The 13,858-nt window shown below is 48.4% G+C and carries 13 protein-coding genes; 8 read left to right on the top strand and 5 right to left on the bottom strand.

Annotated elements, in window-relative coordinates; genetic code table 11:
- Positions 1–181: 181 nt before the first annotated feature.
- The 3 genes from ACEN86_RS11105 to ACEN86_RS11095 are packed head-to-tail and all read right to left on the bottom strand — an operon-like array spanning position 182 to position 1,807.
- Entirely contained in the window at positions 182–1,186 is a 1,005-nt protein-coding gene (locus tag ACEN86_RS11105; protein WP_495630708.1) for a multicopper oxidase domain-containing protein, read from the bottom strand.
- Between the two features lie 36 nt (positions 1,187–1,222).
- The gene (locus tag ACEN86_RS11100; RefSeq protein WP_495630707.1) at positions 1,223–1,558 is read right to left on the bottom strand and encodes a hypothetical protein; all 336 of its coding nucleotides are present in this window, start codon (positions 1,556–1,558) and stop codon (positions 1,223–1,225) included.
- 15 nt (positions 1,559–1,573) lie between these two features.
- On the bottom strand, positions 1,574–1,807 hold the full coding sequence (locus ACEN86_RS11095) for a DUF2249 domain-containing protein (RefSeq protein WP_495630706.1): 234 nt from the start codon (positions 1,805–1,807) through the stop codon (positions 1,574–1,576).
- Between the two features lie 165 nt (positions 1,808–1,972).
- Here ACEN86_RS11095 and hemG point away from each other — a divergent pair, with 165 nt between their 5' ends.
- Positions 1,973–3,430 carry a protoporphyrinogen oxidase gene (hemG, locus tag ACEN86_RS11090; RefSeq protein ID WP_495630705.1) on the top strand — a complete coding sequence of 486 codons (1,458 nt, stop codon included), beginning with the start codon at positions 1,973–1,975 and terminating at the stop codon, positions 3,428–3,430.
- A gap of 6 nt (positions 3,431–3,436) precedes the next feature.
- On the opposite strand, the gene ACEN86_RS11085 is transcribed toward hemG, so the two are convergent.
- Together ACEN86_RS11085 and ACEN86_RS11080 are read right to left on the bottom strand one after the other, a co-directional pair.
- A complete protein-coding gene (locus ACEN86_RS11085; protein ID WP_495630704.1) occupies positions 3,437–5,227 on the bottom strand; it encodes a SulP family inorganic anion transporter in 1,791 nt (596 codons plus the stop codon).
- 143 nt (positions 5,228–5,370) lie between these two features.
- Positions 5,371–5,706, bottom strand: a complete 336-nt coding sequence (locus ACEN86_RS11080) for an ArsR/SmtB family transcription factor (RefSeq protein WP_495630703.1) — start codon at positions 5,704–5,706, stop codon at positions 5,371–5,373.
- A gap of 186 nt (positions 5,707–5,892) precedes the next feature.
- On the opposite strand from ACEN86_RS11080, the gene ACEN86_RS11075 reads away from it, so the two are divergent.
- The 7 genes from ACEN86_RS11075 (at position 5,893) to trpC (ending at position 13,841) form a co-directional block, all read left to right on the top strand.
- Entirely contained in the window at positions 5,893–6,249 is a 357-nt protein-coding gene (locus ACEN86_RS11075) for a group I truncated hemoglobin (protein ID WP_495630702.1), read from the top strand.
- A gap of 22 nt (positions 6,250–6,271) precedes the next feature.
- Positions 6,272–7,294: an alcohol dehydrogenase AdhP gene (adhP, locus tag ACEN86_RS11070; RefSeq protein WP_495630701.1), complete on the top strand. Its 1,023-nt coding sequence runs from the start codon at positions 6,272–6,274 to the stop codon at positions 7,292–7,294.
- 133 nt (positions 7,295–7,427) lie between these two features.
- Positions 7,428–8,294 (top strand): AraC family transcriptional regulator, encoded by an 867-nt coding sequence (locus tag ACEN86_RS11065; RefSeq protein ID WP_495630700.1) that lies wholly within the window; start codon positions 7,428–7,430, stop codon positions 8,292–8,294.
- Positions 8,295–8,435: 141 nt separating this feature from the next.
- Positions 8,436–9,941, top strand: coding sequence for an alpha-glucosidase/alpha-galactosidase (locus ACEN86_RS11060; RefSeq protein WP_495630699.1), 1,506 nt, complete (start codon positions 8,436–8,438; stop codon positions 9,939–9,941).
- Between the two features lie 485 nt (positions 9,942–10,426).
- Complete coding sequence (gene pdxR / locus ACEN86_RS11055) at positions 10,427–11,929, top strand: MocR-like pyridoxine biosynthesis transcription factor PdxR (protein WP_495630698.1); 1,503 nt, start codon at positions 10,427–10,429, stop codon at positions 11,927–11,929.
- A 60-nt stretch (positions 11,930–11,989) separates the two neighbouring features.
- Entirely contained in the window at positions 11,990–13,045 is a 1,056-nt protein-coding gene (gene trpD, locus ACEN86_RS11050; RefSeq protein ID WP_495630697.1) for an anthranilate phosphoribosyltransferase, read from the top strand.
- Positions 13,029–13,841 (top strand): indole-3-glycerol phosphate synthase TrpC, encoded by an 813-nt coding sequence (trpC, locus tag ACEN86_RS11045; RefSeq protein WP_495630696.1) that lies wholly within the window; start codon positions 13,029–13,031, stop codon positions 13,839–13,841. The genes trpD and trpC overlap by 17 nt, the downstream gene beginning before the upstream one ends.
- The last annotated feature ends 17 nt before the right edge of the window (positions 13,842–13,858 follow it).

Here is a 13,858-nt window from a genome sequence, read left to right as displayed (position 1 = left end):
TCGTTCGCTGAACCAAGCATAAGATCAAAAAAGGAGGGCCAGAGTGATTTGAGTTACATTTGTGAAATATCTAACTTAATTAACGTGAAAAATATCACTAAAAATTCAACAATGTTCATCTATATTAAAAAAAAGGCTGACACGGATGTCAGCCTTTCGGTATGAGCAGAGCGTAGAAGGGTTATTTACCGCTGGGAGTGACTCGGATTAGACCGGAAGCTCCCTTTGATGCTTGATTGAACTGATGGCTGACCATAGTATAATCACCGACTTCGGTCAGTTGGAACTCCACAACAGCCCCGCCGCTTGCGGGCAGCAGCACGGTCTGCATCCCATGAAGAACATTTGCTGGATTGCCATCGAGGTAGACTGTATCCAGCAGTGTCCCGACCACATGGAAAGACGATACTTCGTTGGGACCCGCATTCAGAACATAGAGTCTAACCCGCTCTCCGGCTTTGGCCGTCAGAGGATGCTCGGTCAGAGTATAATTGTCCCCATTAAATACGACATAGCGGGGCTTCTCATTCTGAAAAGCTTGGTAGTCATTCTCCTTGTACCATTCACTTTGGACTATCGTATATTCCCGGTCGACCTGCTTATCTGAAGGATATCCGTTCTTTGGTTCTACGATAATCATCCCGTACATTCCATTGCCCAAGTGCAGAAGGACAGGCTTGGTTCCGCAGTGGTACATGAACACGCCCGGAGAATCCGCCGAATAGGTGAATGTGCCTTTCTTGCCTGGCATCACATCAATGAACTTGTGATTGGGGGCGGCATGCACGGCATGAAGGTCCATTGAATGAGGCATCTGTGGATCGATATTCCTAAGAGTAAAATGAATCGTGTCACCCTGTTGTACCTTGATTACCGGTCCGGGAACAGTTCCGTCAAAGGTCCATGCTTCATAGGGTACACCTTTGGCGATCTCAACTTGAGTAACTTGAGCGGTCATTTCAATGGTAACCTCGTGTCCCTTGCGTGTAATTACAGGCGGAACCGGGGTCTGATCAAGCCGCTGGACTTCAGTCTTGGCGGTGGACGTCGTCTTGGCTTCGGAATGAGCTTCAGAATTATTTCCCGTACTCCAGTCGCAGCCGCTGCTTAATAGCAGAATGGTGGTCACCAGTAGGACAGCTTGTACTTTCATAGACTTCAAATACTTTCCTGGGATTTCGATCATCCTCCTTATTAGGGAACAGGGAGTTCTATCCATAATCTATTCGGTAAGCGGTACGAGACAGCGGTTGGCTTCCTCGTACAGTCCGGCCATACCGCCATACAGGGTATGGAAGAAGGCATCCGGGGCATTCATGCTAAAGGAGGTATATTGCTTGGGGTCGATACCCAGCATGTCCTCGAACAGCATGGCGCTGTTGTAAGCATAGAAACAGAAGTAGGTATAATCGAACTCCGGCATCTTCTCAAATATAGTCACAATATCCTGAGCATACTTGGGAACATCCGATCTGGCTTCGTGAATCATATGCAGCGCATCCTGGATTCCGGCCGTAATCTTGATGGTACGTTCGTCGACAATTTGTATATCAGCCATGATTATGACCTCGATTCAATGTTTGGTGATCTTAACCCGGAACCATTCTGGACCTTGCTCAATATATTCCCAGCTGAACTCTTCACCACGGGTGGCCGAGAATTGATAATACAGCGGCTTCGGATCGTGGTCATTGATAAGCAGCATGGCTTGGTCTGGCTCCAAATCGTCAAAAGTCTCAAAAATCACTTTGTGCTTCAACTGCGGTGGATACTCGGTGGCATTTACGGTAGCTGTATATTCGTTCATTTTGGTCTTCCTCCTTGGGTTGGTTGAGTACCGAGGACGGGTAACTGCCGTTCCTCATAGTTAGATTATAAATTACTGACGGAGTCGTCTTGTGATTTCTATCACAAGTGCTCAAATTTACTTATGTTACGTTAACAAAAAATTTGCAGGATAAGGAGAGGTAAGATGTCTGTTCATGCCAAGCGAATCGCCGTAATTGGCGGAGGAATCAGCGGGCTTAGTGCCGCTTATTATTTGAAGATGAATTTTCAAAAGTTAGGACAACCTCTTGAACTTACAATTATTGAGAAGAGTAATGAGTTAGGGGGCAAAATCCGTACATTACGCCAAGATGGCTACATTATTGAGAAGGGCCCGGATTCATTCATTGGCCGTAAGGCAGCCGCTCTGCATCTGGCACAGTCACTTGGCCTGGAGGATGAATTAACCGGCACGAATCCGGCAGCGAGAACCAATTATATTCTGCATCAAGGAAAGCTTCGTCAGATGCCAGCCGGGCTCGCGCTTGGAATTCCAACCAAGGTGGGACCCTTTATCCACACCGACTTAATCTCCGTTAGAGGCAAAGCGAGAGCTGCGATGGATCTGTTACTTCCTAAAAGGAAGTCACACGAGGATGAGGCACTCGGTGATTTCATCGAGCGCAGAATGGGCAAGGAGGTGCTTGAACACCTTGTTGAGCCCCTGCTAGCAGGTATTTACGCAGGAGATACCGGAATGCTGAGCCTGCAGTCCACCTTTCCCCAGTTTCATGAGATCGAACACAAGTACCGGAGTTTAATCCTCGGGATGATTGCCGGGAGAACGGCACCTCCAGCACCGAAGGCTGCTCCTTCAGTTCCTGGGCACACAAGAGAGCTGCCGGAGAAGGTTAAGCGGAGTATGTTTCTCACATTCAAGAATGGGTTGTCTACACTTATAGAATCACTGGAAAGCGAACTATCCTCAGCCAATATATTGAAAGGATGCGGACTGGAATCGATAAGCCGCTTGGGGGATATTTATAAGCTGAAGCTGGATACGGGTGAGCATTATGTGGTAGATGGTGTGATCCTGGCTGTTCCTGCCTTTGCCTGTGCCAAGCTGCTGAAGGATTTTGATGAATCGGATACCTTCGATACCGTGCCATACGTATCTGTTGCCAATGTAGCCCTAGGCTACAAGGCGAGTGAGATCACTTCGGATCTTACCGGATCCGGATTCGTCATCCCGAGATCAGAAGGCAGATTAATGACCGCTTGCACGTGGACTTCCTCCAAATGGCTGCATACCGCACCAGACGACAAAATCCTGCTTAGAGCTTATATTGGCCGGGCTGGTGCTGAAGCTGATTCTAATATGGACGATCAGGAATTGGTTGGCAAAGTAAGGGGAGAATTACGTGAAATTATGGGGATTGATGCTGAACCCGAGCTATGTGTTGTCTCCCATATGTCCAGATCCATGCCTCAATACAGGGTGGGTCACAAGGACAGAATTGACCGTCTTCGGACAGCGATGCAAGCCCATTATCCAGGTGTGCTGATCTGCGGCTCAGGGTACGACGGAGTAGGGATCCCCGATTGTATTTCGCATGGCGAACGAGCCGCAGAAGCACTGGCAAGCAGATTGCTTGCCCAATAGTCGAGGTTATTTCATATTTGGACTTAAGCCGGGGACTAAGTGAGATGGATCGGATAACCCGTTACTACGCTTCTTGATAGGCGCTTGATGATCCTCTCCCTTAGATAGGGAGGCACACTCACGAAACGCAAAATGCTTGCAGCCCAGACACTTGTTCATGTCCAGCTGATGCAGAGCATAGTCTATAGCCTCGCCTGTATGGGCATAGAAATGATGCGGACCGACTTTGTCGTAGAGTCCAGTCTTCTTAAGAAATTCCATAGGCTGCTGTTGTATCCCCGAGATCAATACAATCCCGCCTTCTTTGTTGAAATGCTGTACCAGACTCGACAGATTGGCTTCCCCGGTTGTGTCAAGGAAAGGTACACCGGCAAGCCTTAGCAGCAGAATACGCGGACGAGAATGGATTGTATCCAGGATAGACTTCTCGAACAGGTTGGCCGCGCCGAAGAACAGCGGTCCTTCAATCGTATAGATGTTAAGCTGCGGACAGTCGTGACCTTCCGTAACCATGTGAGGGTGTACCTTCTCAGAGCTTGGATCAGGCAGCACCTTGGCAACAGACAAGATCTGACTCATTCTTTTGACAAACAGCAGAACTGCGAGCAGCAGACCTACTTCTACAGCCGTGGTCAGGTTGGTGAACACAGTCAGCAGAAAGGTAATAGCCAGTACAATGGAATCGCTGGTTCTTGTCTTAAGCACATGTACAAATTCTCGCCGTTCACTCATGTTCCAAGCAACCAGCATCAGGATCGGAGCCATACTGGCCAGCGGAATGGCCGAAGCGAACGGAGCGAACAGAATGAGGATCAGAAATACAACTACACCATGGATGATTCCGGAAAATGGGGATACGGCGCCGTTCTTGATATTGGTTGCGGTTCTTGCAATAGCACCCGTCGCCGGAATGCCTCCGAACAGCGGTGTCACAATGTTAGCAATTCCCTGACCGATCAATTCACGGTTGCTGTTATGTCTTGTTCCCGTCATTCCGTCTGCAACGACGGCTGACAAGAGGGATTCAATTCCGCCCAGCATAGCGATGACGAACGCAGGTTGTATCAGTTGGCTAATCCGCTCCCAAGTGACTTCGGGAATCTGGAAATGGGGAAGGGTACTTGGAATTGAACCAAAAGATGAACCAATGGTGGCCACCTGATCTTTGAAGAAGAGGGCAGCAACCAAGGTAGATACAACAAGCCCGATCAGAGAGCCCGGTACTTTCGGCAGAAACCTTGGGGTTAGCAGAATGACCACAAGGCTGATCCCTGCTGTAATGATGCTGTAGACATTCATGGAACCTAAATGGACGAGAATTTCTCTCATATTCGGCAGAAAATCCTGGTGCTTCTCCAGATGGGTGAGTCCCAGGAAGTTCGCGATTTGACCACTAAAGATCGTGACGGCAATCCCTGAAGTGAAGCCTATCGTCACTGGCCGTGGTATGAATTTAATTAAGGCCCCGAGTCTGAAGAGCCCCATGAGCACCATGAGAATCCCCGCCATGACGCCCGCAATCAGCAGGTTGTTGTATCCGTACTGCATTACAATGGCGAACAGAATCGGAATAAATGCGCCGGTCGGGCCTCCAATTTGAAATCTTGAACCGCCTAACAGGGATATGAGTATTCCTGCGGCAATGGTTGTGTATATACCGTATTCCGGCTTGACCCCGGAGGCAATGGCAAAAGCCATTCCGAGTGGGATGGCAATGATGCCAACGATGACACCCGAGATAAGATCCTTCTGCAGAGCTGCAAGAGTATAGCCTTCAAAGCGTCCTGTCCATTTCATTCAAATTCCTTCTTCTTTATATATTTGATTTCTTGAATATATGAAGATAGTACGCTGGGGAAAGGGGGATGTCAACGGCATTTGCTCCTCTTCCAACAAAAAAACAAGGTTGTCCGTTTGTTGTCGGATCGCCTTGTTTTTTGTTAGTTCTCTTTACGAATGTCTTCAAGTAGAGTAATCGCATCCACGAGGTGATTATCAAATATCCGCTTTGCCACATCCAGAAGCTCCTTAATTAGAGGATCGCGCAGAGAGTAAAGAACCGTGGTTCCTTCCTTGGTGCCAAACACGACATTCTTGTTGCGAAGCACCGCCAGCTGCTGGGAGACTGCGGAGCCCTCCGATCCAAGAATGGACTGCAGCTCATTTACCGTTTTACTGCCTTTGCTTAGTACCTCCAGAATATGAATCCGCATCGGGTGAGCAAGGGCCTTGAAGAAATCCGCTTTGAACAGCTGAAGACTTTGATACTGATTCATGACCAGGACTCCCTTGATTTCAAACTTTTGAATATATGAATATATTATCACAAGTAAGGAATGAGGCAACACTACGGCTTGAGAAATGGAGACTCGCTAAGCGTAATTGGATGTATACTGGGTTAATGTATTATATTGATGGAAATGGGTAGGTTAACCATTAATTAATAATGAGGAGATGAGAATATGAGTAATTTGTATGAGAAATTAGGCGGAGAAGGTACGATTGCTAAAGTGGTTGACTATTTCTACGATTTGGTGCTGGCTGATGCTGAAGTGAATCACTTCTTCGAAAATACGGACATGGCCAAGCAGCGCGCGCACCAAACCAAATTTATCAGCTACGCCTTGGGCGGACCGAACCAATACTCCGGCGGTGCCATGACGAAAGTTCATACCGGCATGAATCTTCAACCAGAGCATTTCGATGCGATAGTCAAGCACCTGCGTGAGGCACTGGCGCATTTTGGCGTGGGTGAAGAAGATATTTCCGCTGCACTGGATAAGGTTGAATCTCTTCGTGGGGATATTATCCATAAGTAGTCTTTAGGAGGATGAAACGGACATGAAAGCAGCAGTAACCAAAGGTTTCAAAGATAAGCTTCAGATTATTGAGGTAGATCAACCGAAGCCAGGTCCCAATCAAGTTCTGGTGCATATAAAGGCTTGCGGTGTATGCCATACGGATCTGCATGCGGCCAACGGGGACTGGCCTGTCAAGCCCAAGCTTCCTCTGATTCCCGGACATGAAGGCGTTGGGGAGATTGCTGAGGTCGGGGAAGGCGTTCGCCATCTTAAGGTCGGCGACCGCGTCGGCATTCCATGGTTGTACTCAGCTTGTGGACACTGCGAGTTCTGCCTTAGCGGACGGGAGACTTTGTGTCTCGAACAGCAAAATTCCGGCTACTCGGTCGATGGAGGCTTTGCGGAATACTGCGTGGCCATGGCTGATTATGTAGTTAAAATCCCGGATAACCTCGGTTATAAAGAAGCTGCCCCTTTATTCTGCGCCGGAGTAACGACCTATAAAGCCCTTAAGGTATCCGAGGCCCGTCCGGGTCAGTGGGTATCGATCGTCGGCATTGGTGGGCTAGGCCATTTGGCCGTTCAATATGCCAAAGCCATGGGGCTTAACGTAATTGCAGTGGATACATTTGAGGAGAAGCTGCAGCTTGCCAAGTCGCTGGGAGCCGATCTGACCTTCAATCCGAAGGAAGTGAATGTGGAAGAGACGGTAAAAGAGCAGGTGGGAGGCGTTCAGGCCAGCATTGTAACGGCTGTCACCGCCAAGGCGTTCGAGAGTGCATACAACTCTCTTAAGCGCGGAGGGACATTGGTACTGGTGGGATTACCTCCAGAAAAAATGGAAATTCCGATATTTAACACCGTACTTGATGGAACCCGAGTAGTTGGTTCTATCGTGGGCACCCGGAAGGATCTCCAGGAAGCGCTGCAGTTCGCTTCAGAAGGTAAGGTGAAGGCGAATATCGAGACACGCACTCTGGAAGACATTAACGAGGTGTTCGCTGAAATGGAGCATGGTGAAATCCAAGGACGAATTGTCCTGGATCTCAGCGCTCAGCAGTGACACTCTGCCCCGTATGATAACGGCTTAGCCTCTCTCACAAGAAGGTTCAGTCCTGTGATCATACGGGGCTTTTTTCTGCGATCTGGTGAACTCGCCAAGCTAACCTACTATAATAGATTAGAGGGGGGAGGATATGCATAATTTAAGCTACAGCCTGTATGAGTCCAAGCTGCTCGAAGGAGCCTATTTTCCACAGATCGCGGCTTATTACTATAAGCAGTGGGATGGCTTTGAAATGAAGTTTCATAGGCATAACCGTGTGGAAGTCATGTACGTCATATCCGGTACTTGCCGGGTAGATACGGAATCCCGCTCTTTTCAGATGAAAAAGGGTGATTTTATCCTTATAGATGCGGATGTATCCCATAAGCTCCATGTCGATCAAGGCAGCCCCTGCCGAATGCTGAATGTAGAATTTCATTTTGCTGATGCGGGTTCGGCAGCTCCGAGTATGAAAGCCATGGCAGAAGGGAACCGGGCCGTTGCCCAGCTTCTTGCTTTGAAGGTTCCTTATGTGCTGTTAAGAGAGAATGGTGATGTGTATGCCACTCTCAAGAACTTAATTCACGAGATGGATGCCAAGGCAGCTGACAATCAGCTGATGATCAGTCTTCTGCTCTCCCAGTTAATTATTCGTATCGCCACTGTGGCTGTAGAGGTCACAGCAAGCAGTGCCTCTGAATCTAACGAGTATGTGAATGAGATGATCCGGTATATTTATCAGAATTACGACCGGGATATCCAAGTCAAGGACATTGCCCTTGCGGTGAATTTGCATCCTGGGTACGTCCATCGTATTTTTAAAGCTAGTACCGGACGCACGGTTACTGAATTCTTGACTACATACCGTATGGAGAAGGCACAGATGCTGCTTACCCATACGGATATTCCGGTGGTGGAGATCTCAGACTATGTGGGGATTAACAGTTCTCAGTATTTCAGTACGCTATTCAAGAAGATAACCGGCAAGACACCGCTGGAATACCGGAATCCAAAGTGAGGATTTTGAACATGAAAGTGATAACCGGGTAGGATTTTGATAACGCTTTCCTGACCAAGCTGCTAAAATCCGAAATATAAGAAATGGTCATGAACATTTCTACTCTTATATTCTTTGGAACATTTAGAGGGAGGCGTTAGGGTGTCGTTCAAGATTGCATTTATAGGAGCGGGAAGTATCGGGTTCACAAGAGGTCTGCTGAGGGACTTGTTGACTGTTCCTGAATTTAACCATATTGAAGTTGCCTTTACCGATATCAATCAGCACAATCTGGATATGGTCACAGAACTTTGCCAGAGAGACATTGATGAGAATGGACTCGAGATTCAGATTCAGTCGTCGCTTGACCGCCGGGAAGCGCTCAAGGGTGCCAAGTATATCTTTACCGTTGTGCGGATTGGTGGACTTGAAGCTTTCCAGATGGATGTGGATATCCCGCTTAAGTACGGTATTGACCAATGCGTTGGCGATACCTTGTGTGCCGGGGGAATTATGTACGGGCAACGCGGCATCGCAGAAATGATGAATATATGCAAAGACATTCGCGAGGTGGCCGATCCGGATTGCCTGCTTCTGAATTATGCGAATCCGATGGCGATGCTGACCTGGGCTTGCAATAAATATGGCGGTGTTCGTACCATCGGTTTATGCCACGGTGTCCAAGGGGGGCACTGGCAGATCGCTGAAGCTCTGGGTCTTAAGCAGAAGGAAGTGGATATCGTCTGTGCCGGGATTAACCATCAGACGTGGTATGTTCAGGTCAAGCATAACGGTGTCGATATGACGGGTAAGCTTCTGGAAGCCTTCGAGAACCACCCTGAGTTCAAGGTGACCGAGAAAGTGCGTATCGATATGCTTAGACGCTTCGGCTATTACAGCACGGAGTCGAATGGACACCTGAGCGAATATGTGCCTTGGTACCGCAAGCGGCCAGAGGAGATCAAAGAATGGATCGATCTGGGTACCTGGATCAACGGGGAGACAGGCGGGTATCTGAGAGTATGTACGGAAGGACGAAGCTGGTTCGAGACGGACTTCCCGAACTGGATGAAGGAGCCTGCCCTAAAGTATACAGAAGAGAACCGCGGTCAAGAGCATGGATCTTATATTATTGAAGGGCTGGAGACCGGCCGAGTCTACCGCGGGCACTTTAACGTAGTCAACAATGGAGTCATCTCGAACCTACCGGATGACGCTATTATTGAAGCACCGGGTTATGTTGATCGCAATGGGATTTCCATGCCGCATGTTGGCGATCTTCCGCTAGGATGCGCGGCTGTCTGCAACGCCAGTATATCCGTGCAGCGGCTCGCCGTGGAAGCGGCGATAACTGGAGATGATCTGCTGCTTCGCCAGGCGATGATGATGGATCCGCTGGTCGGCGCCGTATGTAATCCGAAGGAGATCTGGCAGCTGGTTGATGAGATGCTGGCAGCTCAGGAACAGTGGCTTCCTCAGTATGCCGAAGCTATAGACAAGGCCAAAGAACGACTGGCTGGGGGCAGCCTGATTCCGACCAGGAACTATAAAGGGGCAGCCAGATTAAAGACCAAGAGTGTTGATGAGATGAAGGAGAATCGGGAAGAAGCCAGCCGGAATGCAGGAGAATCCGATAAAGCGAAGGAGCGGCCTGCGGCGAATTCGTAGAATAGCTTTTATCTTAAGCTCATTGCTGATCTGAACCAAATGACGGAACAAGTATAAAGAAATATAGAAAGGAGCCACGTGAGTGGCTCTTTTTTTTGTCATAAAACTGTTGCAAATATATAAGAAATGTATTTGTAAATTAAATGTAACTAATGTAATATAGTGGAAAATAGAAGAGGGAGGGTGCAAGAGAAAGAATAAATCGAAGCAATCCAGAACTATAATTGGTATGGTCAACTGAAGTAAAATTGGTTGTTCCAATATCCGATTTTAGTAGTTATAATTTTCCATGGGAACAAGAAAGACGTCAAAAGAGAGAGATTTATAGAGATTTAACATAATTTTACGTAGTTTTAACATATTAACGCCCTGTCACTTTAATGTATTGTAACGTTAATGTATTTATGTAATAAAGTTACCTGCTTACAAATTGTATCAGATCGACCCCAGAACTTCCAAGAACGCTAAAAGCTAGGGAGGCCATCATGGTGCAAGAGCTCTTAATAGATATCGATAAAACAATGAACATTCCGCTAAATCGCCAAATTTATGATCAAATTCGTAAAGCGATTCTAACTGGCACCTTGCATAAAGGAGATCTAATTCCGCCAACCAGGCAGCTTGCCGAACAGCTTGAAGTGTCACGTTCGGTCATTATTCAAGCCTATGAACAGCTTCAGGCAGAAGGCTACCTGATTATGCGAAAAGGATCTGGCACCTTTGTCGCCGACAATGCCGTACTCCACTTAACACAATCCAAGCATGAACAGAATCGAAAGAAAGCAGATTCTAGTCTTAACTTGATCGATTGCTCCTCAACAGAAACCGCAAAAAACGACCATTTCTCTGTTTTATATGATTTCAGACACGGGGTGCCCGCCTGGGACGTCGTACCCATGGATCAGTGGCAAAAATCCCTGATTCGAACCTGCCGCAAAGCTACTCCGGAACTGTTAGGGTATGGCCCTGCAGAGGGATCTCTTACCCTACGTAAGGAGATTGCCCGGCTTCTTCGTTCCAGCCGATCGATTCCGGTAGAGCCGGAACAGATTGTAATTACGACAGGTGCAACTCAAGCCCTTGATATTCTGGCCCGGCTGTTCATCAAGCCTGGTGATCAGGTCATTGTTGAAGATCCGGCACACAGCTTTTTGCGCGATATCTTTCAATTCTCTGGAGCCCAGGTTATCTCAGTACCCGTAGATAAGCAAGGGCTGTGTGTTGACCAGATTGACAACTTTGTACAGGCACAGGGGCAGAGCACAAGTCCAGCCAAGCTGGTCTACGTCACACCTTCTCACCAATTTCCAACGGGAGTCACGCTATCCTTGGAACGAAGATTAGAGCTGATTGAATGGGCTGAGAGAGAAGGGGCCTACATTATTGAGGATGACTATGACAGTGAATACCGGTATGTAGGGAAGAAGGTCTCCGCCTTAGCGGGGCTCGATGTATCCAGCCGAATTGTATATGTAGGCAGCTTTAGTAAAATTCTGTTCCCGGCGCTGCGCATCGGTTATGCCGTCCTGCCACATGCTCTTTTACAACCGTTCCTGGGTATCAAGCAGATTACCGATAGAATGACTCCCTCCATAGAACAGGAGGCGCTCGCGGACTTCATCCGAAATGGACAGTACGCGAAGCATGTGAATCATATGGGCAAATTGTATGCAGCCAAGCGGTCCGCCCTTATTCTTGCTCTGGAGCGTGAATTTGGCGATAAAGTCCGTGTCTTCGGTGATCAGGCGGGGCTTCATCTCCTTATAGAGATTGAATCAAGCGCCTCCGAGGAAGATATAGCTGCCCGGGCCCAGCATTATGGGGTAAGAGTCTACCCAGCCGGAGGTTACTTCGCAGGGGACAAGCCGGACAATCCTACCTTTGTTCTGGGGTATTCGAACTTATGCGAAGAGCAAATCGATACGGGGATCCGGTGTTTTGCCAAGGCCGAAATGGAGTGCGCCAGCCGGGAGGTGATCACGGTCTGAGTAGGGTTAGGAGTATCGACTTGCTTAATGCGTTTGTCTCACACATTCCATAGGAGGTGTATGTCATTGCTAAAAGGAGCTTTGAAGAAGCTGCTAAGCAAACAGTCTCTCTCAGGGGCAGAGGCGGAATCCTGCATGAATCATATTCTGTCCGGAGCAGCTGATCCTTTACAGGTTGCGGCCTTCCTTAGTGCTGCCGAGGCCAAAGGAACAGAGAAGGGGGAGCTGCTGGGTTATTTGAAGGCCATGTGGTCCCAAATGATCCCGGTTGAGCGAACCGGGCAAGTCGTGGATATTTGCGGAACCGGGGGAGATATGCTGGGCTCCTTCAATATCTCCACGGCAGCCGCTCTGATTGTAAGTGCAGCCGGTGCCAAGGTTGCGAAGTGCGGCAACCGTTCATCCAGCAGTTCCTGCGGCAGCGCAGATCTTCTGGAAGCAGCAGGCGTCCGTATTGAATTGTCCAGCAGTGAGGCTGACAGCTGGCTGCGTGAGCATGGATTCGCCTTCCTGTTCACCCCTCAGTTTCATCCTTCAATCAGCTCCTGGTCCAGCTTAAGACGCAGTCTTGGATTCCGTTCAATCTTTAATCTTATGGGGCCTCTGGGTAATCCAATCCTGCCATCAAGACGGTTAATGGGGGTGTCCAGTGCGGCACTTGCTCCCTTATATGCCGACATTCTTTCCTCCATCGGTACGGAGCATGCGCTTGTAGCCTTAGGCATGGACGGGATGGATGAGATTAGTCTTTCTGCACCAACGGTGCTTTATGAGATCAAGGGACAAGCCGTCACACGATCTTTATGGGAGCCGCAATCGATAGGACTCCAGTATGTTGATATCGAGGAATTAAAAGGAGGGACGGTACAAGATAATGTGAACATTTTGAACATGCTGTTTGAAGGAAGCCGCCAAGTCACTGCCATACGTCAGGTGACCTGCGTGAATGCGGGCGCTGCACTTATGATCTCAGGGCTTGCAGATTCGCTCCGGGACGGTTACTGGCTGGCCGAAGAGACGATTTCATCTGGGAAAGCGAGTGTAAAGCTTCAGGAACTTGTGAACAGCAGTAACCAAATATATGAGGAGGCTCAAAATTATGTTCATGCTGAATGAAATCATTGCAAACAAGCTGCTCGAAGTTGAGGAGAAGAAACGCCTTCACCCCCTTGAAGATCTTCAGGGAAAGCTGCGTGAAGCCAGACCTGTCAGAGACTTCTATCATGCTCTCAGTTTGCCCGGAATTTCATTAATTGCAGAAATCAAGAAGAAATCACCATCCAAAGGTGAATTTCCCGTACAAATCCCTGCTGCCGAGTTAGCACATTTATATTGCCAGAATGGTGCGAGAGCCATCTCGGTGCTGGCTGACGAGAAATTTTTTGGTGGCGGGGCCCATGTGGTTGAAAGGGTTGCTAATGATCCTGGCGTACATCTGCCTGTCATGTATAAGGAATTTATTATTGATCCTTATCAGATTTTTGAAGCCCGTTCAGTAGGGGCAGATGCTGTATTGCTGATTGTTCGCAGTATTGCTGATAAGGCTAAACTCGCAGACATGATTGGAACCGTTCATAACCTTGGGATGCAGGCATTAGTAGAGTGCTTCACGGCAGAGGATGCGGCTGATGCAGTCGAAGCCGGAGCACGTATTATAGGGGTCAACAATCGGGATCTTCAGACATTCGAAGTCGATTTGAAGCGTTCCGAGGAGATCAGATCCGTAATTCCTGAGGGAGCTCTAACGGTTAGCGAGAGCGGACTTAAGACACCAGCCGATGCGCTTGAAGCGCAGCAGCATGGATTCGATGCCATTTTGGTGGGAGAGGCTTTGCTTAAATCGGAAGACATAACCAAGAGCATCAGGGGCTTCGCAGGTCTGGAAGTCGCTGAGCACCAATCCAATCGATAAGAGAGGCAGTTGATCAA

The sequence above is a fragment of the Paenibacillus sp. Paensp111 genome (genome assembly GCF_059492195.1).
This window is presented reverse-complemented; position numbering and strand designations above follow the sequence as displayed.